Annotated in this window: 25 protein-coding genes and 3 tRNA genes; 11 read left to right on the plus strand and 17 right to left on the minus strand. The window is 58.8% G+C overall.

The window, feature by feature from the left end; genetic code table 11:
• Nucleotides 1-31: 31 nt before the first annotated feature.
• Complete coding sequence (locus B7Y89_RS04225) at nt 32-856, minus strand: inositol monophosphatase family protein (protein ID WP_292936055.1); 825 nt, start codon at nt 854-856, stop codon at nt 32-34.
• A 4-nt stretch (nt 857-860) separates the two neighbouring features.
• Nucleotides 861-1,424, minus strand: a complete 564-nt coding sequence (gene efp, locus B7Y89_RS04230; RefSeq protein ID WP_183613528.1) for an elongation factor P — start codon at nt 1,422-1,424, stop codon at nt 861-863.
• 107 nt (nt 1,425-1,531) lie between these two features.
• On the opposite strand from efp, the gene B7Y89_RS04235 reads away from it, so the two are divergent.
• Nucleotides 1,532-1,909: a hypothetical protein gene (locus B7Y89_RS04235; protein WP_292936056.1), complete on the plus strand. Its 378-nt coding sequence runs from the start codon at nt 1,532-1,534 to the stop codon at nt 1,907-1,909.
• On the opposite strand, the gene B7Y89_RS04240 is transcribed toward B7Y89_RS04235, so the two are convergent.
• The 8 genes from B7Y89_RS04240 to tkt all read right to left on the minus strand — a co-directional run bounded on the left by B7Y89_RS04240 (nt 1,906) and on the right by tkt (nt 11,608).
• Nucleotides 1,906-3,852, minus strand: a complete 1,947-nt coding sequence (locus tag B7Y89_RS04240; RefSeq protein WP_292936505.1) for an oligopeptide transporter, OPT family — start codon at nt 3,850-3,852, stop codon at nt 1,906-1,908. The genes B7Y89_RS04235 and B7Y89_RS04240 overlap by 4 nt on opposite strands.
• Nucleotides 3,853-3,919: 67 nt before the next feature.
• A complete protein-coding gene (locus tag B7Y89_RS04245) occupies nt 3,920-5,038 on the minus strand; it encodes a L,D-transpeptidase family protein (protein WP_292936058.1) in 1,119 nt (372 codons plus the stop codon).
• A gap of 62 nt (nt 5,039-5,100) precedes the next feature.
• Nucleotides 5,101-5,745 carry a thiamine phosphate synthase gene (gene thiE / locus B7Y89_RS04250; RefSeq protein WP_292936060.1) on the minus strand — a complete coding sequence of 215 codons (645 nt, stop codon included), beginning with the start codon at nt 5,743-5,745 and terminating at the stop codon, nt 5,101-5,103.
• 102 nt (nt 5,746-5,847) lie between these two features.
• Nucleotides 5,848-6,753, minus strand: a complete 906-nt coding sequence (locus tag B7Y89_RS04255; protein WP_292936062.1) for a fructose bisphosphate aldolase — start codon at nt 6,751-6,753, stop codon at nt 5,848-5,850.
• 172 nt (nt 6,754-6,925) lie between these two features.
• Complete coding sequence (locus tag B7Y89_RS04260) at nt 6,926-8,113, minus strand: phosphoglycerate kinase (protein ID WP_292936064.1); 1,188 nt, start codon at nt 8,111-8,113, stop codon at nt 6,926-6,928.
• Complete coding sequence (locus tag B7Y89_RS04265; RefSeq protein WP_292936066.1) at nt 8,110-8,577, minus strand: MOSC domain-containing protein; 468 nt, start codon at nt 8,575-8,577, stop codon at nt 8,110-8,112. The genes B7Y89_RS04260 and B7Y89_RS04265 overlap by 4 nt, the downstream gene beginning before the upstream one ends.
• Nucleotides 8,578-8,591: 14 nt before the next feature.
• Nucleotides 8,592-9,599 carry a type I glyceraldehyde-3-phosphate dehydrogenase gene (gene gap / locus B7Y89_RS04270; protein WP_292936068.1) on the minus strand — a complete coding sequence of 336 codons (1,008 nt, stop codon included), beginning with the start codon at nt 9,597-9,599 and terminating at the stop codon, nt 8,592-8,594.
• 20 nt (nt 9,600-9,619) lie between these two features.
• Entirely contained in the window at nt 9,620-11,608 is a 1,989-nt protein-coding gene (gene tkt, locus B7Y89_RS04275; protein WP_292936070.1) for a transketolase, read from the minus strand.
• 214 nt (nt 11,609-11,822) lie between these two features.
• Here tkt and B7Y89_RS04280 point away from each other — a divergent pair, with 214 nt between their 5' ends.
• The 4 genes from B7Y89_RS04280 to B7Y89_RS04295 all read left to right on the plus strand — a co-directional run bounded on the left by B7Y89_RS04280 (nt 11,823) and on the right by B7Y89_RS04295 (nt 13,393).
• Nucleotides 11,823-12,029: a hypothetical protein gene (locus B7Y89_RS04280; RefSeq protein WP_292936072.1), complete on the plus strand. Its 207-nt coding sequence runs from the start codon at nt 11,823-11,825 to the stop codon at nt 12,027-12,029.
• 10 nt (nt 12,030-12,039) lie between these two features.
• Nucleotides 12,040-12,378: a cell division protein ZapA gene (locus B7Y89_RS04285; RefSeq protein WP_292936074.1), complete on the plus strand. Its 339-nt coding sequence runs from the start codon at nt 12,040-12,042 to the stop codon at nt 12,376-12,378.
• Nucleotides 12,379-12,578: 200 nt separating this feature from the next.
• The gene (locus tag B7Y89_RS04290; RefSeq protein ID WP_292936076.1) at nt 12,579-13,166 is read left to right on the plus strand and encodes a 5-formyltetrahydrofolate cyclo-ligase; all 588 of its coding nucleotides are present in this window, start codon (nt 12,579-12,581) and stop codon (nt 13,164-13,166) included.
• Nucleotides 13,163-13,393 carry a DUF2842 domain-containing protein gene (locus tag B7Y89_RS04295; protein WP_292936078.1) on the plus strand — a complete coding sequence of 77 codons (231 nt, stop codon included), beginning with the start codon at nt 13,163-13,165 and terminating at the stop codon, nt 13,391-13,393. The genes B7Y89_RS04290 and B7Y89_RS04295 overlap by 4 nt, the downstream gene beginning before the upstream one ends.
• A gap of 64 nt (nt 13,394-13,457) precedes the next feature.
• On the opposite strand, the gene B7Y89_RS04300 is transcribed toward B7Y89_RS04295, so the two are convergent.
• Nucleotides 13,458-13,534 (minus strand) — tRNA-Asp (locus B7Y89_RS04300).
• 128 nt (nt 13,535-13,662) lie between these two features.
• A tRNA-Asp gene (locus tag B7Y89_RS04305) sits at nt 13,663-13,739 on the minus strand.
• A 168-nt stretch (nt 13,740-13,907) separates the two neighbouring features.
• On the opposite strand from B7Y89_RS04305, the gene B7Y89_RS04310 reads away from it, so the two are divergent.
• Nucleotides 13,908-14,378 (plus strand): hypothetical protein, encoded by a 471-nt coding sequence (locus B7Y89_RS04310; RefSeq protein ID WP_292936080.1) that lies wholly within the window; start codon nt 13,908-13,910, stop codon nt 14,376-14,378.
• A 1-nt stretch (nt 14,379) separates the two neighbouring features.
• Here the strand turns inward: B7Y89_RS04310 and B7Y89_RS04315 are convergent, their stop codons facing one another.
• The 4 genes from B7Y89_RS04315 to thyA form a co-directional block, all read right to left on the minus strand.
• A complete protein-coding gene (locus B7Y89_RS04315) occupies nt 14,380-15,717 on the minus strand; it encodes a dihydrolipoamide acetyltransferase family protein (RefSeq protein WP_292936082.1) in 1,338 nt (445 codons plus the stop codon).
• Nucleotides 15,718-15,722: 5 nt separating this feature from the next.
• On the minus strand, nt 15,723-16,778 hold the full coding sequence (locus B7Y89_RS04320) for an alpha-ketoacid dehydrogenase subunit beta (protein ID WP_292936084.1): 1,056 nt from the start codon (nt 16,776-16,778) through the stop codon (nt 15,723-15,725).
• Nucleotides 16,775-18,058: a 3-methyl-2-oxobutanoate dehydrogenase (2-methylpropanoyl-transferring) subunit alpha gene (locus tag B7Y89_RS04325; protein WP_292936086.1), complete on the minus strand. Its 1,284-nt coding sequence runs from the start codon at nt 18,056-18,058 to the stop codon at nt 16,775-16,777. Before B7Y89_RS04325 ends, B7Y89_RS04320 begins: the two co-directional genes overlap by 4 nt.
• A 128-nt stretch (nt 18,059-18,186) precedes the next feature.
• Nucleotides 18,187-19,143 (minus strand): thymidylate synthase, encoded by a 957-nt coding sequence (thyA, locus tag B7Y89_RS04330; RefSeq protein WP_292936088.1) that lies wholly within the window; start codon nt 19,141-19,143, stop codon nt 18,187-18,189.
• 138 nt (nt 19,144-19,281) lie between these two features.
• Here thyA and B7Y89_RS04335 point away from each other — a divergent pair.
• The 3 genes from B7Y89_RS04335 to B7Y89_RS04345 all read left to right on the plus strand — a co-directional run bounded on the left by B7Y89_RS04335 (nt 19,282) and on the right by B7Y89_RS04345 (nt 20,687).
• Nucleotides 19,282-19,358, plus strand: a tRNA-Pro gene (locus B7Y89_RS04335).
• Between the two features lie 91 nt (nt 19,359-19,449).
• Nucleotides 19,450-19,959 carry a hemerythrin domain-containing protein gene (locus tag B7Y89_RS04340; protein WP_292936090.1) on the plus strand — a complete coding sequence of 170 codons (510 nt, stop codon included), beginning with the start codon at nt 19,450-19,452 and terminating at the stop codon, nt 19,957-19,959.
• A 209-nt stretch (nt 19,960-20,168) separates the two neighbouring features.
• Complete coding sequence (locus tag B7Y89_RS04345) at nt 20,169-20,687, plus strand: hypothetical protein (RefSeq protein ID WP_292936092.1); 519 nt, start codon at nt 20,169-20,171, stop codon at nt 20,685-20,687.
• Between the two features lie 49 nt (nt 20,688-20,736).
• Here B7Y89_RS04345 and recG read toward each other — a convergent pair whose 3' ends face one another.
• Nucleotides 20,737-22,794 carry an ATP-dependent DNA helicase RecG gene (gene recG / locus B7Y89_RS04350; protein WP_292936506.1) on the minus strand — a complete coding sequence of 686 codons (2,058 nt, stop codon included), beginning with the start codon at nt 22,792-22,794 and terminating at the stop codon, nt 20,737-20,739.
• Nucleotides 22,795-22,937: 143 nt separating this feature from the next.
• Between recG and B7Y89_RS04355 the strand changes: the two genes are divergently transcribed.
• Nucleotides 22,938-23,342, plus strand: coding sequence for a host attachment protein (locus B7Y89_RS04355; protein WP_292936094.1), 405 nt, complete (start codon nt 22,938-22,940; stop codon nt 23,340-23,342).
• A gap of 92 nt (nt 23,343-23,434) precedes the next feature.
• Nucleotides 23,435-23,716, plus strand: coding sequence for a succinate dehydrogenase assembly factor 2 (locus B7Y89_RS04360; protein WP_292936096.1), 282 nt, complete (start codon nt 23,435-23,437; stop codon nt 23,714-23,716).
• Nucleotides 23,717-23,722: the final 6 nt, after the last annotated feature.

The raw sequence follows: 23,722 nt of genomic DNA on the forward strand, positions 1-23,722 counted from the left end.
GACGGGCCTTAGCCACGCCCCCAGTGTCACGTCAAGTGTTGCGAAGCGCTTCTGCCACAAGCTTGTGCAACTTTGAATGAAGCGAGTCGTTTCCGGCAAGGATCGTCTCGTCACAGATGGGCAGCGAACGACCCTTGTAATCGGACACGAAGCCACCGGCCTCACGCACGAGCAAGCACCCTGCGGCGCTGTCCCATGGTTGCAGGCTGCTTTCCCAATATCCGTCATAGCGGCCAGCAGCCACCCATGCCAGATCAAGCGAGGCGGCACCGTTTCGGCGGACACCCGCAATGCGCGGGCCGATTTCGGCGTAAATCCGCGCCCATTCATTGATGTCGCCATGGCCGGCAAACGGGATGCCCGTAGCGATCAGCGCTTCATCCATATAGCGCCGTGCCGAAACGCGGAGCCTGCGGTCCTGCAACCACGCGCCACGGCTCTTTTCAGCCCAGAAGCTTTCGTCCGTGATCGGCTGATAGACGATCCCGGCGGTGACTTCACCCCAGTCCTTGCCATCCAGCGTGCGTTCTTGCACGGCAATAGAGATTGCAAAGTGCGGAATGCCGTGGAGGAAGTTGGTGGTGCCATCCAATGGATCAATGATGAAGCGCGGCTTGCCGTCTTCACCCGGAATTTCGCCGCCCTCTTCCATCAGGAAGCCCCAATCAGGCCGCGCTGCGCGCAATTCGTCCCACAAGGTACGCTCAGCCATCTGGTCGGCCTTGGAAACAAAATCCGCAGGCCCCTTCTTGCTCACCTGAAGATGTTCGACTTCACCAAAATCGCGACGCAAGCGCTGGCCCGCTTTGCGCGCAGCACGCTCCATCACGCGCATCAGGCCGGTAATTGCTGCCATGTAATCAGCCCACCTTGCCGACGTACGAACGCTCGTAAACGTCGACGATGATGCGTGTGCCGCTGCCGATGTGCGGCGGAACCATAACGCGGACGCCATTGTCGAGAATCGCCGGCTTGTACGACGAAGAAGCAGTTTGCCCCTTCACCACGGCATCGGCTTCAACGATGGTGGCTTCAACCTGATCGGGCAATTGAACCGAAATCGGGCGCTCGTCATACATTTCGAGAAGCACGGTCATGCCGTCCTGCAGGAATGCCGCGGCATCGCCCAAAAGATCGGAAGGCAGCGTGATCTGATCGTAGTTTTCCACGTCCATGAACACCAGATCCTCGCCCTCGGCATACAGGAACTGGAAGTCCTTGGTATCAAGCCGGACGCGTTCGATGGTGTCCTGGCTGCGGAAGCGGACGTTGGTTTTGCGGCCGTCGATGAGGTTCTTCATCTCGACCTGCATGAACGCACCACCCTTGCCTGGCTGGGTGTGCTGGGTCTTGGCAACTTTCCAGATGCCCTTTTCGTATTCCAGGATATTGCCCGGACGGATGTCCACGCCGCTGATCTTCATGATGAAAAGAGCCTTATAAAGGAAAGGGGTCTTAATAAAGGGAAGCGCGGCCCTTAGCCGCTCATGGCCGTTGCTTCAAGCGGGCGTCGCATGCTAGCGCAAATTCAATGAAACGCACCGCACTTCTCGCCCTCGGGCTGGCCAGCCTTGCCACATCGGCCAATGCCGTACCGGGCGGCAAGTTGATGACGCTCCAACTGGGCGCGTGGACGTGCGAAGTGCCTGGCGATGCAACGGTTATGCCGATCGCAAAGCCCGAACTCAGCTTCACCGCAGTAGCTGATTCGAGCTACATTTCTCCCGAAGGCATCCGCGGTTCGTATTTACGCCTTGCTGGCGATGTCACGCTTACCAGCGGGACATTTGCCGGTCGTCGTTTCACGATGGACGGTGAAGAAATCATGCGTGAATTGGTCGGCGGCGATAAAGAATCGGGCATCCGCTGCGTTCACGCCAGCCCGATCAACATGGCAACTTCGGGTTAAGCAGGCTGCCCATCGCGCCGCATGCGCCAATAGGCATAGCCAAGAATACCGGCAAACAGCGCGACACCAACCGGAAGGCTTGCCGCAAATCCATCCGCCAGCGCCAATGCATCCGGATTGTCCGTAGCTGCGACAATGGCGGCATAAGCGATGTTGAACAAGCTATCGCCAACGATCAAGCCGGTCGCGGTCAAAACGCCCATGCGTTCGGCCAAGTCTGGCGCTTTCTGCCGGGCGGCCCAGCGATTGTAGAGATGCCCGAGTACCGCGCCCACGATTACCAGCATCGTCACTTGGGTGGGCAGATACATACCCATACCCACAGCGAGCGGCGGCAAGCTTTTGCCTGAACGCTTGAGCACTTCATCCACAGCGATCACGCCCGCGCCGATGGCCGCGCCAAGCCCGACCAGATCCCAATCAAGGCTGCCGCCCAGAACCCCTTGGGCAATGGCCGAGATCAAGGCTGCTTGCGGCGCAGACAGAGGTTTCTCGCCTGCTCCGGGGGCGCCCTGAAAACCAAAGGTTGAATTGAGCAAGTCGAGAATGGGCGGGATCACCAAAGCGCCAAACAGCACGCCAAGCACCAAGGCCACTTGCTGACGCCAAGGCGTCGCGCCGACAAGCTGGCCGGTCTTGAGGTCTTGCAGATTGTCGTTCGAAATTGTGGCCACACCAAACACGATGGCCGTGACGAACAACGCAAAGGCGACCAGGGCTTTGGTATCGGCCTCGCTCCCACCTTGCCCGAAGAGCCCCAGCAGCAGCAGTGAAATACCGAGCGCGGCCAGAATGCCGACGCCTGAAATCGGACTGTTGGATGCCCCGATCAGGCCAGCCATGTAGCCGCAAACCGACGCGATAATCACGCCTGCGACCAGCACATAGACAACCGACGCAACCAGCGTCATGCCAAGCGCGCCCGCAACCGGCCCGCCTACAGCGAAATCAGCCAATAACAGGGCGATGGGGATCATCGAAAGCACGATGGTGGCCCCGACGATGCCGATGGGAATATCCCGCTCGGTTATGGCAAGGCTTTCAAAGCCAGCGCCTTTGCGCGCCTTGTTTGCCGCAAGCGCGCTGGCAATGCCGCGAACAATCGGGCCGATGACGCGCAGCAAAGTCCAGATCGCTGCGACACCGATTGTCCCGGCGCCAACGAAGCGGATCTTTTCGCGGAAAACCGAACTCACGAAATCGGCAAGGTCAGTCCCTGCGGGCGGACCACCGGCGGTGAATTGCGGCATGAGTACGCCAAAGCTGATGACAATCCCGGTCAACATGGCAAGGCCGACGGCGATGCCGACAAGATGCCCGACGCCGACCAGAGCAAGCGACAAGCCGCCGAACAGCATCGATCCGCCGGTGCCCATCTTGAACACGCCGCCCACTTCCTCCACCGCGAACTTCATCTTGGCAAGCAACGGATAGAGCGCGGCCAGAAGTCCGCCTGCGGTAACTGCGGCAAGGCCTTTGCGGTTTTCCTCTTCGCCGCCAACGCCTGCACCAACTTTCAGAACTTCAGCAGCAGCAACGCCTTCGGGATAAGGCAAATCCGACCCTGTCACGAGGGCGCGGCGCAAGGGCACCGAATACATCACCCCCAAAATGCCGCCAACGGCGATGACCGCGACGGATTCCCAATACGGGAAATCTGCCCACCATCCCACCATGACCAAACCCGGCAGCACGAAAACAATCGCCGAGAGCGTGCCGGCCGAACTGGCGATAGTCTGGACGATGTTATTTTCCTGGATAGTCGTGCCGGAAAACGCGCGCAGCACCGCCATGGAGATCACTGCAGCAGGTATTGAGGTGGCGAATGTCAGCCCGATCCGCAGGCCAAGGTAGACATTGGCGGCCGTGAATACGACCGTCAGTAACGCGCCGAGGATGACGCCTCGGACAGTCAGTTCCCTTGGGCCAGCAGTCCCGATCATGCGCCACTCCAGTTTGCCATGTTCAAGGCGCTTGTCTGGCACGTGCTGCGCACGGGGGGAAGTGCGTTCAGCTTACGAACGCAACCTTGGTTGATCCGCTTACCATTTGTGCAAGGCGGGCAGCGTCCCAATTGGTCAGCCGCACACAGCCATGGCTTTGCGCGCGGCCAATCGTATGCGGCTCTGGCGTGCCATGAATGCCGTAATGCTCTTTGGACAAATCGATCCAGACCACGCCCACCGGACCATTAGGTCCCGGTGGCAGCAGATGCTCACCCTTGCTGTCGGGCACATCCCAGAACAGGCTGGCATCATAGCTGAATTCGGGATTGTACGACTTGCCGTTGATCGCCCAGTTGCCCAGCGGCAAAGGGTCTTTGTCCGAACCGGTTGTGACCGTAAACAGCGCGACAAGCTTGTCTGCCTTGTCAAAAACCTTGAGTGTTCCGGCGCTCTTGCTCACGACAATTCGCGAAGCGGTTGGCTGTGACGTGCCGACACCAAGGCTGATCAATGTCGTTGCCCAATCCTTGTTTTCGACGGTTGCCGCATCGAAACCGTCGGCTCCTACATTGGGCACACGCAATTGCTGGCCTGCACGATATACTGCCGGTTGGGGCTCTGCCGCCTGCGAAGCCGCATCTGACGGAACCGATGTAGGATTGAGCATGCGCAACACATCGGGGGTCGTATGGAACCGCTCCGCCAGCTTTTCTTCGAGCGATGTGTATCCCATCGCTGAAAGCTTGGCCTGTTCAGTCGTTTCCTTTGGCAAAGGCACGAACGGGCCACGCGCAAAGTCTTCAGGGATCGTCACGACGCGGGTCGCCGCAATGTTTGACCACGGCGCCAATGCCTGCAGCGTGGCAGGATCGAATTTGCCGGTCACAGGGATTTCCGTGGCAGTTTGAAAGCCCTCAAGCGCATTGCGCGTCGACAGCCCCTCTTTGCCGTCAATTATGCCCGGAGCAAAGCCCAACCGTTCCAAAACCACTTGCGCTTGCATCACGGGCAGCGGGGTATCCTCGCGTTCTCCCGGTTGCCCCGGCGCCGGATCGCGCGATGTCATTGGGTCAGGCGCCAGAACGGTCGCCGCATCCTCTGACGGCGCGGACTGCTGCGGTTCGGATTGGCAAGCGGAGAGAGAAACGAAGGCGAGCGCGGCTGCGGTGGCGTGACGGAGCATCTGAAATCCCGGAAAGTTATCCGGTCAGAACGCTCGGACAGACGCTCAAGTTCCCCCCGCCCTCAATCCCGGTCAGTGGAGCGAGGATTGGTACGGATCGCTTCGTGGAACGCCACAATTGCGGCCGCTTCATCACCACCCCAAACGGCGTTGCTAACCGCGATGAAATCTGCCCCGGCTTGCACCAACGGGCCACAATTGGCAGGCGTAATGCCACCAATCGCCACACAGGGAAGCTCAAAAATACCCTGCCACCATTCCAGCAGGTCCAGCCCGGCCACAAATTCGGTATCTTTGGTCGTCGACGGGAAGAATGCGCCAAATGCCACATAGTCCGCGCCCGCTTCACCTGCGGCCATGGCAAGGTGTCGGCTGTCATGGCAGGTTACGCCAATTTGCGCATCGCGGCCAAGCCGCTCGCGCGCCTCACGCACATCGCCGTCTTTCTGCCCCAAATGCACACCATCGGCGTCAAGCCGTTTGGCCAGGCTGACCGAGTCATTGATAATAAACGCAACTTCGCGGTCTGCACAAATGCGCTGGAGCGGTTCGGCAAGGCGCGCTGCGGCGTGATCATCAAGCCCTTTGACCCGAAACTGAAATGCAGCGACCGGCCCGGCATCGAGCGCGCGTGCAAGACGGTCAGGGAATGCACCCTCAACATCAAGAGGGGAAATCAGGTAAAGTTCGCTGGTAAGGTTCGTCATAGCTGCGGCCCTTATCCATGCGTCGCTGATACCGCAAGAAAAACGCCCCGCCCCGGCTTTTGCCGGGTGCGAGGCGTGCCTTTCCGTCCTCTCAAACGGTTATCAGGCTGGTACCGCAATCTTGTTTGTCGATCCAGCGTAGATTTCGTCAATGGCAGCGCCCAATGCTGCATCAAATTCCGCGTCCGTCATCTGATGACGCAAGTCTTCCAGCAGCGCACGGCTGAAGCTGGCGATGATACCGGTGTTCTTGGCCAGTTCGACACACGCCTCAGGACGCTTGTAACCACCCGACAGCGCAACAACGCGCAGAACCTTGGGGTGCGCCACTAAAGGATCGAATGTGCATGGCGCGACAGGCAGCGACAGCTTCAGCATCACTTGAACACCGTTAGGCAGTGCATCCAAAGCCTTCAAGATTTCACCGAGCAGGATCGTGTCACACTCTGCGCGGGTTTCGCTCTTGATGTTCACTTCAGGCTCAATGATCGGCATCATGCCATGGGCCAGAACCTGCATGCCCACTTCGAACTGCTGCTTTACAACCGCGGCAATACCTTCGCGGTTTGCCGAATTGATGACCGAGCGTTCCTTGGTGCCGAATACGCCCAACGCCTTTGAGCGCGTCAGAAGTTCGTCCAGCGTTGGCATCGGCTTCATAAGCTGAACGCCGTTGGCTTCGTCTTCCAGGCCCTTGTCGATCTTGATAAAGGGAACCACGCCATTTTCGATCAATGCCTGCGGTACCGACTTGCCATCAACAGTGCCGTCCATCGTGCGTTCAAACAGGATCGCGCCGATCACTTTTTCGCCGTGAAACACGTCCGAGCTGATGATCCGAGCGCGCATACCATGGATCAGGCCGAACATTTCTTCTTCGGTGGTCCAAGCATCTTCGGTTACGCCGTAACCCGCCAAAGCCTTGGGCGTGGACCCACCAGACTGGTCCAAGGCGGCGATAAAGCCATTGCCCGAGGCCATCTTTGCGGTCATTTCGGTTGTGTTCATGAGCCCGTCCTGTTCTCGTGGAAGCCCGGAAAACAGGCTCCGCATACCTATGCGCAAGTGCGCCAAAATAATGCGCCATGATTTGGCGCATAGCTATCCGTTGACACGCCATAATAAGGCGCGTGCCGCAGTGCAACACGCGCCTTTAAAAAATAATCAATGGCTCCAAAAATTATGCGCCAAGAGCGGCCACGCCAGGCAATTCCTTGCCCTCCATCCATTCAAGGAAGGCACCGCCCGCCGTCGAAACATAGGAAAAGTCGCTGCCGACGCCCGCATGATTAAGGGCTGCCACAGTATCGCCCCCGCCCGCGACCGAAACCAGCGAACCTTCTTTGGTCAGTGCCGCTGCCGTTCGGGCCAGTGCAACCGTTGCTGTATCGAACGGCTCGGTCTCGAAGGCACCCATTGGACCATTCCAGACCAGCGTCTTGCAGGTTTTCAACACGTCGGCGAGCGCTTCAACCGCAGTCGGGCCAACGTCAAGGATCATCTCGTCAGCCGCCACTTCGTGGACGTTGCACGTCCGCAAGCTTGGCGGATTGGCCGCAAATTCTTTCGATACGACAACATCATAAGGCAGATGGACGGTGCAACCGGCCTTGTCAGCGTTTTCCAGAATTTCGTCAGCGGTCGAGGTCAGGTCATGCTCGCACAACGACTTGCCAACGGCCACCCCGCGCGCGGCAAGGAACGTGTTGGCCATGCCACCACCGATGATCAGGTGATCAACTTTACCGACCAGATGCTTGAGCACATCAAGCTTGGTCGAAACCTTTGCACCGCCGACGACGGCTGCGACCGGATGTTCCGGCTTGCCCAGCGCCTTTTCAAGCGCGGTCAATTCAGCTTCCATGGCGCGTCCTGCAAAAGCGGGAAGCGCGTGGGCAAGGCCTTCTGTCGATGCATGCGCGCGGTGCGCAGCAGAGAAGGCATCGTTGACGTAGAAATCGCCGAGGTTGGCAAAGCGTTCGACCACAGCAGGATCGTTCTTTTCTTCGCCACCGAAGAAGCGCGTGTTTTCAAGAATGGCAATGTCGCCTGCTTGAAGGGCGGCAACGGCTTCCTTGTCGCCCTCCCAGTCAATGAAGCTGACCGGGCGGCCCAGAACTTGCGACAAAGGCCCTGCCAACTTTTTCAGCGAGAATTCTTCCGAAGGCTGGCCTTTGGGCCGTCCGAAGTGCGCAAGGACCAAAACCTTTGCGCCCTTGTCCGACAGTTCGTTCAGCGTGGCGACAGTGGCACGCAGGCGCGTATCATCGGTTACAGCGCCATCCGCCATCGGAACGTTCAGGTCTTCACGGACAAGCACGGCCTTGCCGTTGACATCGCCAATATCGTCGAGGGTTTTGAAGGTCATTGCTCGATCCTCACTTCATCGCCAATGGCAATATCGCCATCGGTCAGGACCCGCCCACGCACACCGCCACGCCAATCCGGCAGCAGCGCGGCTTTCAGGCCGGGCAGAATTTCGTCCATGCGGCTGCAAGGATCGCATTCGCAGGTAACTTCTATGCGCAAGCTTTCGCCGATGGCGATGACTTTACCAGCCTCACGCGGGAGGCGGATGCCATGCACCAGCAAGTTCGCGCGACGTTCGTGCCAAGGGAGAATCCGATCAGCGCTCAGAGCCAGGTCTGCAAGCGCTGCATCCCAGCTTTCCGCCTCGATCAGCGAAATCTGTCGACGACCCTTCCCACCGGGGCGGATCGCACCGCGAAGATCACCCCGCACGCCGAGTTCACGGGTTACCGAAACATTTTGGAGCGTCTCAATGGCTCCGCGCGACCGATCATGCCGCGCAATGCCACCAAGACGCCCCATGTTTTCCACCAACCTTAAAGGAACTTGGCCATCACGCCTGCGGTATCCAGCATGCGGTTCGAGAAGCCCCATTCGTTATCGTACCACGAAAGAACACGAACCAGCTTGCCTTCCAGAACGGCAGTTTCAAGGCTGTCGATGGTCGATGAATGCGAATCGTGGTTGAAGTCGATCGAGACCAGCGGCTCTTCCGTGTAGCCCAGAACGCCCTTCAACGGACCTTCAGCGGCCGCCTTGAGAACAGCATTCACTTCGGCCAGCGTCGTGTCGCGCTTTGGCGTGAAGGTCAGGTCAACGACCGATACGTTTGGCGTTGGCACGCGGATCGATGAACCATCGAGCTTACCCTTGAGGTCTGGAAGAACTTCACCCACGGCAACGGCTGCGCCGGTGCTGGTCGGGATCATGTTCATCGCAGCAGCGCGGGCGCGGCGGGGATCGCTGTGGATCTGGTCAAGGATCTTCTGGTCGTTAGTGTACGAATGGATCGTGGTCATCAGGCCGCGTTCGATACCAATCGCTTCGTGCAGAACCTTGGCCATCGGCGCGAGGCAGTTGGTGGTGCACGATGCGTTCGACACAATCTTGTGATCGCCGGTGATCTTGTCATCGTTCACGCCGAACACGACCGTGAGGTCAACATTCTTGCCCGGAGCAGAGATCAACACGCGATTGGCACCTGCATCAAGGTGCTTCTGGCCACCTTCACGCGTGGTGAAGAAACCGGTGCATTCCAGAGCAATATCAATGCCGTTGGCAGCATGCGGCAGATTGGCAGGATCGCGCTCAGCCGTCACTTGAATACGCTTGCCGTTGACGATCAGATCATTGCCATCAACCGAAACATCGCCCGCGAATGCGCCGTGAACGCTGTCGCGCTTGAACAACAATGCGTTGGCTTTGGCGTCCGCCAGGTCGTTGATCGAGACCAGTTCAAGGCCGCAATCGGGCCGTTCGAGGATGGCGCGTGCAACATTGCGCCCGATACGTCCGAAACCGTTGATTGCAACCTTGGTCGCCATGAGAGGTTCTCCTGTTTAAACTACGATACCCGCGCGAGGATTTGCGGAACAATCTTTTCAACCGTAAGACCGAAATGGTCGAACAGCGCTTCAATGGGGGCCGATGCACCGAACGAATCGATGCCGATGGTCAGGCCATCGCCGACGTACTTTTGCCAGCCTAATGTGACGCCTGCCTCAATCGAGACTTTCAGCGCATCTGCCGGCAGAATGCCTGTGCGGTAAGAGGCGTCCTGCTCGTCGAACAGTTCCCAGCATGGCGCGGACACCACGTCTGCGCCGATGCCCTGGGCTTCAAGGGCGACAGCGACGTCCTTGGCGATGGCAACTTCCGAACCCGTAGCAATCAGCACAACCTTGCGCTCTGCTTGTGCTTCAACCAGACGGTAAGCACCGTTGGCGCTCTTCATGTCGGCATCAAAACGCACCGGAGGGAGGTTCTGGCGGGTCAGCGCGAGAACCGAGGGACGGTCCTTGTTCGCCAGCGCCAATGCCCACGCCTCGGCAGTTTCGATGGCGTCTGCGGGGCGGAACACCAGCAAGTTGGGGATCATGCGCAAGGACATGACATGTTCAACCGGCTGATGGGTCGGGCCATCTTCGCCAAGGCCGATGGAGTCGTGCGTCAGGACATAGACAACGCGCTGATGCTGCAATGCCGACATGCGGATCGCGTTGCGGCAATAGTCCGAGAAGATCAGGAAGGTGCCGCCATAAGGGATCACGCCGCCATGTAGCGCCATTCCGTTCATCGCCGCAGCCATGCCGAATTCGCGGATGCCGTAATAGACGTGACGCCCGGCGTAGTCGTCGGCAGTGAACGGCGTGGTCGACTTGGTCTTGGTGAGGTTTGAGCCAGTAAGGTCAGCCGAACCGCCCACGAGTTCAGGCACGTTCGCCGTAAACGCTTCCAAGGCCATTTCGCTGGATTTGCGCGTGGCAACCTTGGGTGGATTGGCGATCAACGACTGGATATAAGCGTCAAAGCCCGTTTCAGCCGGAAGCACGCCGTCCATGCGGCGAGCAAGCTCAGCAGCCTTGGCATTGCCTGCGGCACGTGCTTCCCAAGCGGCATGGTCAGCCTGACCAAGCGCCCCTGCGGCGCGCCAGTTGGCCATGATTTCGGCAGGCACTTCGAAAGGAGCCGCCGTCCAGCCCAGATATTCGCGCGCGGCGGCGATTTCGTCTGCCCCCAGTGGCGAGCCGTGGACATTATGGCCGCCCTGCTTGTTCGGCGCGCCCTTGCCGATCACGGTGCGGCAAGCAACCAGTGACGGGCGCGGATCAACCGCAGCTTCAGCCAAAGCCCGGGCGATATCGGCAAAGTCATGCCCGTCGCACGTCGTCACATGCCAACCGCTGGCGGTATAGCGGGCAAGGATATCTTCGGTGGTTGAAAGCGATGTGTCGCCGTCAATCGTGATCTTGTTGTCGTCCCACAGAACGTTCAGACGGCCAAGCTTTAAGGTCCCTGCAAGCCCGATCGCTTCGTGATTGATGCCTTCCATCAGGCAGCCGTCACCTGCCACAACCCATGTCTTGTGATCTACCAGATCATCACCGAACTGGGCGTTCAAATGGCGTTCGGCCATTGCCATGCCGACCGCCATAGCCAGACCTTGCCCCAGTGGACCAGTCGTACATTCAACCCCGTCCAGCATGAAGTTTTCGGGGTGACCGGCGCACGGACTGTTCAACTGCCGGAAATTGCGGATGTCCTGCATCGTTGGCGCGGCATAACCCGTCAGGTGCAACAACGCGTAAATCAGCATCGAACCGTGGCCTGCCGACAGGACGAACCGGTCACGATCAGACCAGTTTGGTGCTGCCGGGTCATGTTTCAGGAATTGCGTCCACAACACGGTTGCCACATCGGCCATGCCCATCGGCATGCCGGGGTGGCCCGAATTTGCAGCCTGAACCGCATCCATGGCGAGCGCGCGGATCGCGTTGGCCATTGGTGCCAACTTGTCCTGACTGTGCGCCAGCGCGCCGGATTCGCGTGTCATGCTTGCAAAAAACCTTCCATGTCGTGCGGTCAGCAGCGACCTTTACAATGGTTTCCGAATGATTCGGAGCGCGGCCTCTTTGGTCACGCTGGCCGCTATGGTCAAGGCTGAGGCGACGACAGGCGATCGTTCAATGGCATAGATTGACGCTATGCGGCGGCATTTTCTGGGTTGGCTGTTGCGATAAACCAACAATCTGTTAGCGTTCATGCCCATGGCGACTGAAGCATTGGATGCCGCGCTGGATCGGCTTGAGCAAGCGCTCGGCAGGGTCGAGGGGGCTGTTTCACAACTGGGCAATCATGGCGGCGAGGCTGGCCAGGAACTGGCTATTCTCAAAGTTCGCCACCGGAAGCTGAAAGATACTGTCGCGCAAGAACTGCAGCAACTGGACCTGTTGCTGGCAGGCCTGCCCAAATGAGGAAATTCGGTTGATAAACGTCAACCTTCCAATTGGCGGGCGTTCGTTCGCCGTATCTTGCGCCGAGGATGAGGAACCCCACGTCGAAATGTTGGGCCGCATGCTCGATGATCGCGCGCGCAAAATGGGCGGAGCGCCCAATGAAGCCCGAATGCTGCTGGTCGTCGCACTTATGCTTGCCGATGAATTGCACGAAGCGCATCGTCAGGCGCCACCACCAGAAAATACAGCCCAACCATCCGCTTTGGCGCGCGAAATGAATGAGCAGGCCGCCGAACGGATCAACTTATTGGCAGAACGGCTCGAAAAACTTGGGCAAGCCCTTGAGCATGGGCCTGCGAAGGCCTAACTAGAGGGTGACGGGATCTGCCCGGCACGAGCCGCATGAATATCCCTGAGGCTATAAGCAATCCAAGGGGTCTGCCCCTGTCTGGGACCCTGGTCCCGGGTAAGCGGTCCCCACCTGACGTCGAGGCGTCAGAGGATTTTCCGAGCTAACGACCCATGGTGGGCCCGTCACCCCCCTTTTTTGAGCCTTCGGAGTTGAGCGTGGACGGAAAAGCAGCACTGCGCCGTGACCTGAGGGCGAAGCGCAATGCCCACGTTCTTGCACTGGACCCGCGCTTTCGGGCGCTGATGTTCAAACAGCCCCCCTCACCTGTTGCAGCGCTTGTTCCGGCTGACGCCACGGTTGGCGTCTATCTCGCCGGACCGGGTGAAGCACCGGCAACGGCTTATGCGCGGCATTTCCATGAAGCTGGCCACAAGGTTGTTTTACCGTGGTTCGCAAACCGTGCCGCGCCGATGACGTTCCGCGAATGGCGCTCACCATGGGTTGATGACATGCTTGTCCCCGGCCCTTGGCAAGGCATCGCCCAACCTGATGCTGACGCCTCCGAATTTGTACCGGACGTAGTGTTCGTGCCTTTGGTCGGTTTTACCGCAGAAGGTGACCGGCTGGGCCAAGGCGGCGGCCATTATGACCGGTGGCTGGCAGCAAATCCCGGCGCAGTGCCCATCGGCCTTGCCTGGGACTGCCAATTGGTCAGCGACCTGCCCTGTGAGACGCATGACCGCCCGCTCCACGCCGTGGTAACGCCTACGCGAATCTATGGCCCTTGGGAGTTGGCAGCATGAAGCATGACGAGCGCCCTGACTGGCAGCCGACATGGCGCAAGCCGATTGGCATCATTCTGTTGCTCGTTGCGCTGACACTTTATGCCGTGGCAATCGCATCGGCCTCGTCCATCATTGGTCAATGGCATGTTCTGCTGCAAACGCTGGTATACATTGTACTGGGCGTCGCATGGCTATTGCCGCTGCGCCGATTCCTGATCTGGATGGAAACCGGCCGCTGGGGCTGACACGTCCCAAACCCGCGCAGAAGGCAGCGCCTTAATTCCGGAATATAGGGAAAATTCCCCAAGGTGGCGCGAGTGACGGGACTTGAACCCGCGACCCTCGGCGTGACAGGCCGATACTCTAACCAACTGAGCTACACCCGCTCGCCCCTTGGGGAGACGCGCCTCTATGGCAGGTTGATCGGGCTGTCAACACACTGCGAACGGTAATTTCTGTTGAACATTGCGGACAAAGAAAAAGGCGCCCGAAGGCGCCTTTTTCATCTTCCCAATGGCGCGAGTGACGGGACTTGAACCCGCGACCCTCGGCGTGACAGGCCGATACTCTAACCAACTGAGCTACACCCGCTCGCCCTTGGGAGCGCCGCCTCTATGGCAGTGATCGCACCCTGTCAACGCTCAACGTACAGCATTTTTGAGCGAGACAGAAAAACTTGGTTTAACAGCGTTAACCACGTTTTAGCGTCTCTTTGGCAAACCGGTGTCTGGCGCAATCTGTGCGTCAAAGGGACTTGGAATGCTTGCAAGATCGATTGCCGTAAGCGCTGGTAGCGCTGTCGCCGTGTGTGCGCCGGTTGCAGCACAAGCAGCCGCCACCGTTCGCTTTGCAAGCGACGTTTTTGTCGAGAAGTTCGTGACGGCACCTGGTGGCCACAAAAGCCGCATCCTTGCCCGCGCGGATCGTTTAAGCCCCGGCGACAACGTAATCTTTGTGGTGAACTGGATTGCCCGGCGCGGAGATCAGTTCACTGTGACCAATCCCCTGCCCCGCACCGTCGCCTTTCAACGCAGCGTTGATGGTACAGAAGAAGTCTCGGTCGACGGCGGCCGTTCATGGGGCCAACTGGAAGACTTGCGTATACGTGACCGTGATGGCTTCATTCGCGCAGCTTCGCCCGAAGATGTAACCCACTTGCGCTGGCGCGTGCCGGGGAATGTCGCCTTGCGCGGCAGTGGGCAGCTTACCTATCGCGGCGTCGTGCGCTGATTCAGTCGGCCAGCAACAATACCGGCGTCTCGATCAGCTTCTTGACGGCTTGCACAAAACTGGCCGCGTCATGGCCATCAACCACGCGATGATCGCAACTGATAGATATATTCATCAGCTTGCGCTTCTCGATCCGTTCACCGCCCATGCCATCGGAAACAAACATCGGGCGTTCAACGATGCGATTGGGGCCGATGATGGCCACTTCTGGCCGATTGATGACCGGCGTCGTTGCAATCCCGCCCAAAGGACCAAGCGAAGTCAGGGTAAGCGTTGATCCTGAAAGCTCTTCGGATTTTGCCGATCCGTTACGCGCAGCTTCCGCCAAACGTCCGATTTCTCGCGCCAATTGCCACAAGTTCAACGTTCCGGCGTTGCGAATGACCGGCACCATCAAACCGGCAGACGTTTGCGCGGCGATACCCAGATGCACCGCGCCGTAACGCGTGACGATCCCCGCCTCGTCATCATAGCGTGCGTTGATCATCGGGAACTGCGGCAAAGCGCGACAGATGGCCGTAATCAACAATGGCAACATCGTCAGTTTGGGCTTGTCGCCCCTGCTGGCGTTAAGCTGTCCTCGCATAGTCTCAAGCGCCGTTACGTCACACTCTTCGACGTAGGAGAAGTGCGGAATATTGCGCTTGGATGCGGCCATATTCTCGGCAATCCGGCGGCGCATGCCGATGACCTTGATCTGTTCATCACCGCGATCGTGCCCAGCAGGCCGGTATCCGCCCGCAGCGTTGTACGCCAGGAACTGGTCAAGATCGGCATGACGGACGCGGCCTTCGTCCGAGGGGCGCACTTCGGCAAGGTTGATGCCAAGGTCAGCCGCCCGCTTTCGCACAGCGGGGCTGGCCAGGACCTTTGCTTCCGCCCCCCGCCCGTTCGTGTCGGGCGAGGTCGAGCCACTTTCCGATGACATGGCCGGGCTTACGAGCCGAACGGATGCGCGTGGTGTCTCGACTTCGCTCGACACGAACGGCAATTGGGCATCTGGAGCAGCTTGTTCTTCGAACGGCGTTTCGACGTCTATACGCTCTGCAAGGATTTCTGCTTTGGGCGCAGGGGCTGTCGCATCAGCGTCAACTTCGCCTTCAACCTCGATTACGACCAGCGCCGAACCGATCGCTACTACATCACCAACTTCGCCAGCGACCGAGATGACGCGCCCGGACACCGGACTTTCCATCTCGACAGTCGCTTTGTCTGTCATCATGTCGGCAATGCGGCCATCTTCTTCAATCTGGTCGCCGACGGCCACGTGCCACGCCACGATTTCAGCCTCGGCAATGCCTTCACCGATGTCGGGCAGACGGAATGTATAAGTTGCCATAGCAATCAGGCTTTCATCAAACGGTCGATAGCCTCGCCAATGCGGACCGGTCCGGGGAAATAGGCCCATTCAAGGCTGTGGGGATAAGGCGTGTCAAAGCCGGTCACGCGCTCGATCGGCGCTTCCAGGTGATAGAAGCAGCGCTCCTGCAGCAATGCGGACAGTTCGGCGCCAAAACCGCAAGTGCGCGTCGCTTCATGGACAATCAGGCATTTGCCCGTTTTCTCCACCGACTTTTCCACAGTCTCTATATCGAGAGGTACCAAGGAACGCAGGTCGATGATCTCGGCGTCAACGCCTTTTTCAGCACAAACCGCAGCGGCCACATGCACCATCGTGCCGTAAGCCAGCACAGTGAATGCCTGCCCCGGACGGACAATGCGCGCCTTGCCCAAGGGAATCGAATAATAGCCTTCGGGCACCTCACTGTCGGCGTGTTTTGCCCAAGGCTCTACCGGTGTGTCGTAATAGCCGTTGAACGGGCCGTTATAGATGCGCTTTGGTTCAAAGAAGATCACCGGATCGTTGTCTTCTATGGCCGCAATCAGCAATCCCTTGGCATCGTACGGGGTGGAGGGAATGATCGTCTTGATGCCCGAAACGTGCGTAAACAATGCCTCGGGGCTTTGGCTGTGCGTCTGACCGCCAAAAATCCCGCCGCCAAAGGGCGAACGGACGGTCATGGGCGCAATAAACTCTCCTGCCGAACGATAGCGCAGCCGTGCCGCCTCTGACACGAGCTGGTCCAGACCCGGATAGATGTAATCGGCAAACTGGATTTCAGGCACGGGCCGCAGGCCATATGCACCCATGCCCACCGCAACGCCGATGATCCCGCATTCACTGATCGGAGTGTCAAACACGCGGGTCTTGCCATGCTTTTTCTGCAAGCCCGCCGTCGCCCGAAAAACGCCGCCAAAATAGCCGACGTCCTCGCCCATCACGACCACGTTGGGGTCGCGTTCCATCATGATATCCAGCGCATCGTTGATGGCTTCGATCATGTTCAGACGGCGCGCAGGCGCGTCCTGCAATGATACCGGAGTTTCGTCCACGATCATGACTCTTTCCATTCCGGCCATTTGATCCGGCGCTCACGGATGGCTTGTTCGCTTTGTTCCTTGAGGTGCCAGGGCAATTCTTCGAACACATCTTCGAACATGGTGTGGAACGGATGATGCAAGCCGTGTCCAAGGATACCGTTCTTTTCGGCTTCCTTGGTGGCTGCCTTGACCTGATCGACAAGTTCGCGATCCATCGCCACTTGCTGGTCTTCCGACCATTCGCCCAGCGCGATCAGATGCCGCTTCAACCGCATGATCGGGTCGCCCAGCGGCCATTCCTCGCGTTCATGCGCGGAACGATACTGGCCCGGATCATCCGATGTCGAATGCCCCTCTGCCCGATAAGTGAAGTGCTCGATCAAAGTCGGACCGGCGTTTGAACGCGCGCGGTTGGCCGCCCATTCAGTCGCTGCGTAAACCGCCAGCGGGTCGTTCCCGTCCACGCGAATACCGGCGATGCCATAGCCGATTGCGCGCGCCGCAAACGTGGTCCGCTCAGCCCCGGCAAATCCGGAAAAGCTTGAGATGGCCCATTGATTGTTGACGACGTTGAAAATGACAGGTGCATTATAAACCGCAGCAAAGGTCATCGCCGAGTGGAAATCACCTTCTGCCGTAGACCCTTCGCCAATCCACGTCGCGGCAATCCGGCTATCGCCCTTTATCGCGCTGGCCATCGCCCAACCCACGGCTTGCGGATATTGCGTGGCAAGGTTGCCCGAAATCGAAAAGAATGAAACTTCGCGCGCCGAATACATGATCGGCAACTGCCGACCCTTCAATTTGTCGGCACGGTTGGAATAGATCTGGTTGACCATTTCCACCAACGGATAGCCGCGCGAAATCAGAATGCCCTGCTGGCGATAGCTGGGAAACACCATGTCATCATGCGCCAGCGCCATGGCGGGGGCGACCGACGTTGCCTCTTCGCCCGTACACTTCATATAGAAGCTGGTCTTGCCCTGCCGTTGGCCGCGATACATCCGGTCATCAAACGCGCGGGTCAGCGCCATGGTGCGCAGCATGCGGCGCAGAGTGTCCGCATCAAGCTTCGGGTCCCAAGGGCCAACCGCGTGGTGATCTTCGTCCAGCACCCGCACCATATCTAGGCATAACCGGTGCGTTTCGGCAGCCGCACAGCCTTCGTCCGGGCGCGGTTGTGCGCCTGCTGACGGAATGGCCAGGTGCGAATAATCCACCACATCGCCGGGCCTGAACCTGGGTTCAGGCACATGCAGGGATAGCGGCGGCAGGTTTCCGCGAAGTTTATCGGTCATGACTTATCGCCTGCATCTGACTGACTCTCCCGCGCCAAGACCCCAAGCATAAGCAAAAAGGGCTGCGACGCAATATTCCCGATGTGTGTTATTTTATTTCACACACCTTTGCGAGTCAATCAAGCAGATCAGACAGCCACTGGCGCACTCAATTGGCCTTGCGGGGCATATCCGGTAACCTCGAAGTCCTCGATCCTGTAGCCGAATATGTCATCCGGACGCCGCACTATCGAGAGGCGGGGCTCTCCATCCGGCTCCCGCGCAAGCTGCGCTGTGACCAGATCGGCGTGGTTAAGGTAAAGATGCGTATCTCCGCCCATCCAGACGAGTTCGCCCGGCTCAAGATCGCATTGCTGTGCAAGCATGCGCAGGAACACCGCCCCGCCCCACAAGTTGAACGGCAACCCCAGCGCCACATCACAACTGCGCTGATACAGCAAACCGTTGAGCCGGTTGCCGCTCACGTGGAACTGGTAGGTCTTGTGGCATGGCGGCAAAGCCATCTGGTCCAGTTCGGAAACATTCCAGCCTTCAACGATATGGCGGCGGCTGCCCGGATTGTTGCGCAGCGAATCCACCAGATCCGCCACCTGGTTCACGCCTTGAGGATGCTGACGAAACAGCCCTTCGCCTACAGGTTCATAAACCGGCCAGTTGACCCACTGCTTGCCATAAACCGGCCCAAGATTGCCCCATTGTGCAGCAAAGGCAGCATCTGCCACGATGCGCGCGGAGAACGCCTCGCGCGTAATATCCTCGCCACTGGCCTTGCGATATTTGTCCAGCGGCCAGTCCGTCCAGATTTGCACACCCTGCGCGCACAGATCACGAATGTTGGTATTACCGGTCAGAAACCACAGAAACTCGCGCGTTGCCGTCTTCCAGAATACGCGTTTGGTGGTCAAAAGCGGCATGCGGCCATCAGCAAGATCAAACCGCAATTGCGCGCCAAAGACTGACCGTGTCCCGACGCCGGTACGATCAACGCGTTCGTCCCCATGCTCCCAGATCTGGCGCATCAAATCGAGATATTGCCATTCGGGATGGCGCGCAGAATCAGCAATTTCGCTGGAAGACGTGGACATGCGCCTGCTTCTATCCGCCGATGCACCAACGCGCAAAACTCGGAGCAAAAAAACTTGTTTGCACCCGCTTGTCACTACCCGAAGCCCTTATTATACGGCCCCTCTGCCTTGTGACCGGGTAACCGGTTGCTGATCGGTCGGGGAATAGCTCAGCCTGGTAGAGCACTGTCTTCGGGAGGCAGGGGCCGGAGGTTCGAATCCTCTTTCCCCGACCAAATCATCTTTATGCAATGCTGCGGGGGCACCGCGGGAACGTCGGTTGCCTTTGTGGTTTCAGTCCGGGAACCCTTAATCCCGGAGCGCCCCATGACCAAAACTTACAAAGACGCCGTCGCCAAGCTTGAAGCCGATCATGATCTCATCGAGGCATTGTTCGAAAAAGTGAATGATGCCAGCGGCAAACAGAAACGCCGCCTCGGCATTCAGGCCGCAAACCTTGTCAAAATCCACATGACGCTGGAAGAAGAGTTCTTCTATCCGGCCCTGCGCGGCAAGGGCGATGATGACAAGATCACCGAGGGTTTGGTTGAGCATGACACCGGCAAATTCCTGATCAACGATATCCTTGCGCCTGAAACTGACGATGATTCTTTCGGCCCCAAGCTGCAAGTGCTGGGTGAGCAAATGGAGCATCATCACAAGGAAGAAGAGCAGGACAACAAAGGCGTGTTCGATCAGGCCCGCAAAGCCGACATCGACCTTGTTGCCATGCTGGACCAGATGATTGAGCGCGAGAATGAGCTACGTGCCCAACTGGCAGAAGATGACCTGCCCGATTGGGACATGAACTTTGTTGATGTGAGCGAAAGCACCTGACCATCTGTCAGCGACGAGTTGTGCAGGACCTGCTGCCAGTCCGTTTTGGCGGCTCAAGCGACCCCAAAAATCAATGAATTCAACGCAAAGGGGGTGTCACGAAACCAGTGGCACCCCATTCTCTTGCCACATATCGTTCAATCATAAGGATCAAAACCGTGGTCAAAAAGCTCTCCATTTTTGCAACTTTCGCAGCGCCGCTCGCTTTGATGGGTACTGCTGTATATGCCCAAGGAACTGCCGCGCCCGCTGCCCCTGCGGCTGAAGCCACTGCACAAGTCGCCGTGGGCGCGACGGTCTACGACTCCACCGGCGCTGAAGTCGGCAAAGTCAAAAGCGTTGCAGCGCCCAATTTCGTGATCGACACCGGCAAGAACACTGCCACGCTCGCGTTGTCAGCGTTGGGCACCAGCCCCAAAGGCCCGGTCCTTGGCCTGACGCGTGAGCAACTTGATACCGCTGCCGAAAAGGCCGCTGCCGATGCAGCAGCAGCGCTGGCCTCGGCGATTGCAGTTGATGCGCCGGTCCATGCCTCTGACGGCACAACGGTAATCGGCAAAATCGCCGAAGTCGCTGAAGCGGACTTTGTGCTCGATACCGGTTCCACCAAAGTGAAAATGCCGAAGACCTCGGTGGCGAACGGGACCAATGGATTATTCATTGGGCTCACGGCACAAGCTTTCGCTGAAGCCACAAAAAGCGCCTCGCCACCGTCTGCAAGCAAGTAAACCGCACGGTGGGGCGGGCGGCGCGACTGAAGCCCCTTGTCGCGCCGCCCTAGCCGCCCCGCAGCAGTTGCACACCCCAATCGCGCTCGAACAAATATAGCAGCAGTCGTGCCGCTTCGCCGCGTGGTGATGACAGGCCGCCGTCACGTTCCATCAGCAATCGCGCATCATCGTGAGCCATCGGCAACAGACGCGCAATTTGTTCGAAACTTGCTACCTTGAACGGCGTATCGCCCGATTGGCGTGTGCCGAGCAGTTCTCCGCCACCGCGCAACCGCAAATCTTCCTCGGCCAGCCGAAAGCCGTCCTGCGTCTCGCGCATCAGCGCAAGCCGTTCGCGCCCGGTTTCGGACAAGGCCTCCCCGCGTAGCAACAGGCAGGTGGATTGCTGGCTGCCCCGGCCAACCCGCCCACGCAATTGGTGCAATTGGGCAAGGCCAAAGCGTTCGGCTTGTTCAATGACCATCAGCGTGGCGTTGGGCACATCGACGCCCACTTCGATAACCGTCGTCGCAACCAGAACCTTCGCCCCACCGCGCGAAAATTGCTCCATTGCGGCGTCTTTTGCCTCTGGTCGCATCTGGCCGTGAACCATCACGACGGTATCGCCAAAACGCTCCCTCAATGCAGCATATCGGGCTTCTGCGGCGGCAATATCCTCGGTTTCAAGCTCGCGCACCATCGGGCACACCCAATAGGCCTGCGCGCCTTTTTCCACATGCCGGCCAACGCCGTCTACCACATCGCCGATGCGTTCAAGCGCGATCACGCGCGTGTCGATCGCTTGTCGGCCCGGCGGCATTTCATCAAGCCGCGATACGTCCATCTCACCATATTGGGCCAATGTCAGGGTGCGCGGGATCGGAGTTGCAGTCATCGCCAGGCAGTGCGGCGTATGCTTTGCCTTTTGCGTCAACATCAGCCGCTGCCCCACGCCAAAGCGATGCTGCTCATCAATCACCACCAGTCCGAGATTGCGATAGGAGACGCTGTCCTGAAATATCGCATGCGTGCCAACGCAAATGTCGATGCTGCCATCCATCAGGCCCATCAGGATAGACTCCCGCGCCTTGCCCTTATCACGCCCCGTCAGCAGCGTAATGGTAACGCCTGTGCCCGCAGCCATCCGCGTGAGTGTTTCTGCATGTTGGCGCGCGAGTATTTCCGTGGGCGCAAGCAAGGCAGCCTGACAACCAGCCTCAACCGCGATCAGCATGGCATGCAGGGCAACGGCGGTTTTGCCTGAACCCACGTCCCCCTGCAACAGACGCAGCATCGGCGCCCCTTGCGCTACATCGCCTTCGATCTCGGCAATAGAGCGTGTCTGCGCGCCGGTCAGCGCAAAGGGCAGGTTCAGCTTCGCGCGTATCCGCCCATCGCCCTTCAACGGCGTGCCTTGGCGGTTCCGGTTGCTTTCACGCACCAGCATCAGCGCGAGGCTGTTGGCCAGCAATTCGTCATAGGCCAGGCGATCGCGCGCGGGCGCGTTTTCGGCTTTGTGCGCCAGCGGCAAAGCGTCATGCCAGCGCGGCCAGTCCAACTTTGCCGCCAGCCCCGGCTCGATCCATTCGGGAAGTTCCGGCAGTTGCCCCAAGGCCTGATAGATCAAACCCTGCAGTCGTCCCTGCGTGAGCCCTTCAGACAGCGGATAAACCGGCTCGTTCAACTGGCCAAGCATACCGGCGCTATCGTCACTCACGTGATCGGGGTGGACCATCTGCCAGGTCTGCCCGAACTGTTCGAGCTTTCCCGCAACCCAGCGCTTTTCGCCAATCGGCAATTGCTTTTTGCCGGTATAGGACGCGCGGCCAAAATAGGTCAGCGCAACGTAATTGCCGACAGCATCTTCTGCCAGAACGCGGAAAGGCCCACGCCCGGCGGCTTGTTTGTATTCACGCGGGGTCAGCGCGATCACAATCTGCTCGCCCAGCCCTGCTTCGTCCAGATTGCCGACTGCCCGGCGCAAGACGAACCGGTCCGGCAAATGGTAAGCCAGATCCTTGATCCGGTTCAGCCCCAGCTTTTCCAACGGACGCGTCAATCCCGGCCCGACGCCCTTCAGACCGGCAGTTTCGGCAAACAGGTGATTAAGCACTTCAGGACGCATTTTGTGGACATAGGCGGAACGCGTGCCCTTCGCCACTGGCACGCCCGAGAATATTCACGGCAATTTTTGACCCAGCGCATGGAACGGGGCCCCAAACAGGCGCTTCATCCGTTCAACGACCAGAAGAACAGGAGAAGAATGCAATGTTGATCCCCCATGGTGCCGTAATTGCCCTTGTCGATGGTGAAAACTGGGAAGTGCTGCGCAACAGCGGCACCGAAGCAGAACCCGAATTGAGCGTTTTGGCAACGCCTGAACTGGACGAAACCAATCATAGTTCGGGCAACCGCCATCGCGTGAGTTCGGCCAATCCATCAGGCAATCAGCGCGATGAAGACGCCCACGCCGCCGCCGTTGGCGATTGGCTGAATGCCCAGGTGCAAACGCACAAGATTGAACACTTGTTCGTGATCGCCTCGCCCCGCACTTTGGGTGAGCTGCGCCACCGTTACGGCAAAGCCGTGCAGGCAGCATTGGCGGGAGAATTGGCAAAAGACCTGATCGGCCGCCAACCGTCCGAGGTCCTCGCGGCATTGCGCCACGAATAACCCCGATTGGCACTCCGGTATGTCGCCGGGGTGCCTTTTCGTGTGGGTCCTGCTGCCTTGTTTCTGCGTCCGGAAACGCCTAACGGCCAATCATGACTGACGCCTCACCATTTGATCCCGCTTACTTGCGCCGCATTCATTTTCGCGCGTGGCATCGTGGCACTCGTGAAGCCGATTACATGATCGGCTGCTTTTTCGATCATTATCACGCCCAATGGGACGCTGCGCAGATCGCGTGGTTCGAAGAACTGATCGAGGAAGACGACGTAGAAATCATGGCATGGGCACTTGGCACGCTTCCCATCCCTGAAAAATACACAGGCCCCATGATGGACGAGATGCGCAAGCTCGATTACGTCGTGATCCCGCGCTGAAACTGA

This window comes from Novosphingobium sp. 32-60-15 (genome assembly GCF_002280675.1).
GTDB lineage: Bacteria > Pseudomonadota > Alphaproteobacteria > Sphingomonadales > Sphingomonadaceae > Novosphingobium.

What these genes read in the sequence shown, in the direction of transcription:
- B7Y89_RS04225 (WP_292936055.1), bottom strand. Translation starts at nt 856, where the DNA reads ATGGCAGCAATTACCGGCCTGATGCGCGTGATGGAGCGTGCTGCGCGC.
- efp (WP_183613528.1), bottom strand. Translation starts at nt 1,424, where the DNA reads ATGAAGATCAGCGGCGTGGACATCCGTCCGGGCAATATCCTGGAATAC.
- B7Y89_RS04235 (WP_292936056.1), top strand. Translation starts at nt 1,532, where the DNA reads ATGAAACGCACCGCACTTCTCGCCCTCGGGCTGGCCAGCCTTGCCACA.
- B7Y89_RS04240 (WP_292936505.1), bottom strand. Translation starts at nt 3,852, where the DNA reads ATGATCGGGACTGCTGGCCCAAGGGAACTGACTGTCCGAGGCGTCATC.
- B7Y89_RS04245 (WP_292936058.1), bottom strand. Translation starts at nt 5,038, where the DNA reads ATGCTCCGTCACGCCACCGCAGCCGCGCTCGCCTTCGTTTCTCTCTCC.
- thiE (WP_292936060.1), bottom strand. Translation starts at nt 5,745, where the DNA reads ATGACGAACCTTACCAGCGAACTTTACCTGATTTCCCCTCTTGATGTT.
- B7Y89_RS04255 (WP_292936062.1), bottom strand. Translation starts at nt 6,753, where the DNA reads ATGAACACAACCGAAATGACCGCAAAGATGGCCTCGGGCAATGGCTTT.
- B7Y89_RS04260 (WP_292936064.1), bottom strand. Translation starts at nt 8,113, where the DNA reads ATGACCTTCAAAACCCTCGACGATATTGGCGATGTCAACGGCAAGGCC.
- B7Y89_RS04265 (WP_292936066.1), bottom strand. Translation starts at nt 8,577, where the DNA reads ATGGGGCGTCTTGGTGGCATTGCGCGGCATGATCGGTCGCGCGGAGCC.
- gap (WP_292936068.1), bottom strand. Translation starts at nt 9,599, where the DNA reads ATGGCGACCAAGGTTGCAATCAACGGTTTCGGACGTATCGGGCGCAAT.
- tkt (WP_292936070.1), bottom strand. Translation starts at nt 11,608, where the DNA reads ATGACACGCGAATCCGGCGCGCTGGCGCACAGTCAGGACAAGTTGGCA.
- B7Y89_RS04280 (WP_292936072.1), top strand. Translation starts at nt 11,823, where the DNA reads ATGGCGACTGAAGCATTGGATGCCGCGCTGGATCGGCTTGAGCAAGCG.
- B7Y89_RS04295 (WP_292936078.1), top strand. Translation starts at nt 13,163, where the DNA reads ATGAAGCATGACGAGCGCCCTGACTGGCAGCCGACATGGCGCAAGCCG.
- B7Y89_RS04310 (WP_292936080.1), top strand. Translation starts at nt 13,908, where the DNA reads ATGCTTGCAAGATCGATTGCCGTAAGCGCTGGTAGCGCTGTCGCCGTG.
- B7Y89_RS04315 (WP_292936082.1), bottom strand. Translation starts at nt 15,717, where the DNA reads ATGGCAACTTATACATTCCGTCTGCCCGACATCGGTGAAGGCATTGCC.
- B7Y89_RS04320 (WP_292936084.1), bottom strand. Translation starts at nt 16,778, where the DNA reads ATGATCGTGGACGAAACTCCGGTATCATTGCAGGACGCGCCTGCGCGC.
- B7Y89_RS04325 (WP_292936086.1), bottom strand. Translation starts at nt 18,058, where the DNA reads ATGACCGATAAACTTCGCGGAAACCTGCCGCCGCTATCCCTGCATGTG.
- thyA (WP_292936088.1), bottom strand. Translation starts at nt 19,143, where the DNA reads ATGTCCACGTCTTCCAGCGAAATTGCTGATTCTGCGCGCCATCCCGAA.
- B7Y89_RS04340 (WP_292936090.1), top strand. Translation starts at nt 19,450, where the DNA reads ATGACCAAAACTTACAAAGACGCCGTCGCCAAGCTTGAAGCCGATCAT.
- B7Y89_RS04345 (WP_292936092.1), top strand. Translation starts at nt 20,169, where the DNA reads ATGGGTACTGCTGTATATGCCCAAGGAACTGCCGCGCCCGCTGCCCCT.
- recG (WP_292936506.1), bottom strand. Translation starts at nt 22,794, where the DNA reads ATGCGTCCTGAAGTGCTTAATCACCTGTTTGCCGAAACTGCCGGTCTG.
- B7Y89_RS04355 (WP_292936094.1), top strand. Translation starts at nt 22,938, where the DNA reads ATGTTGATCCCCCATGGTGCCGTAATTGCCCTTGTCGATGGTGAAAAC.
- B7Y89_RS04360 (WP_292936096.1), top strand. Translation starts at nt 23,435, where the DNA reads ATGACTGACGCCTCACCATTTGATCCCGCTTACTTGCGCCGCATTCAT.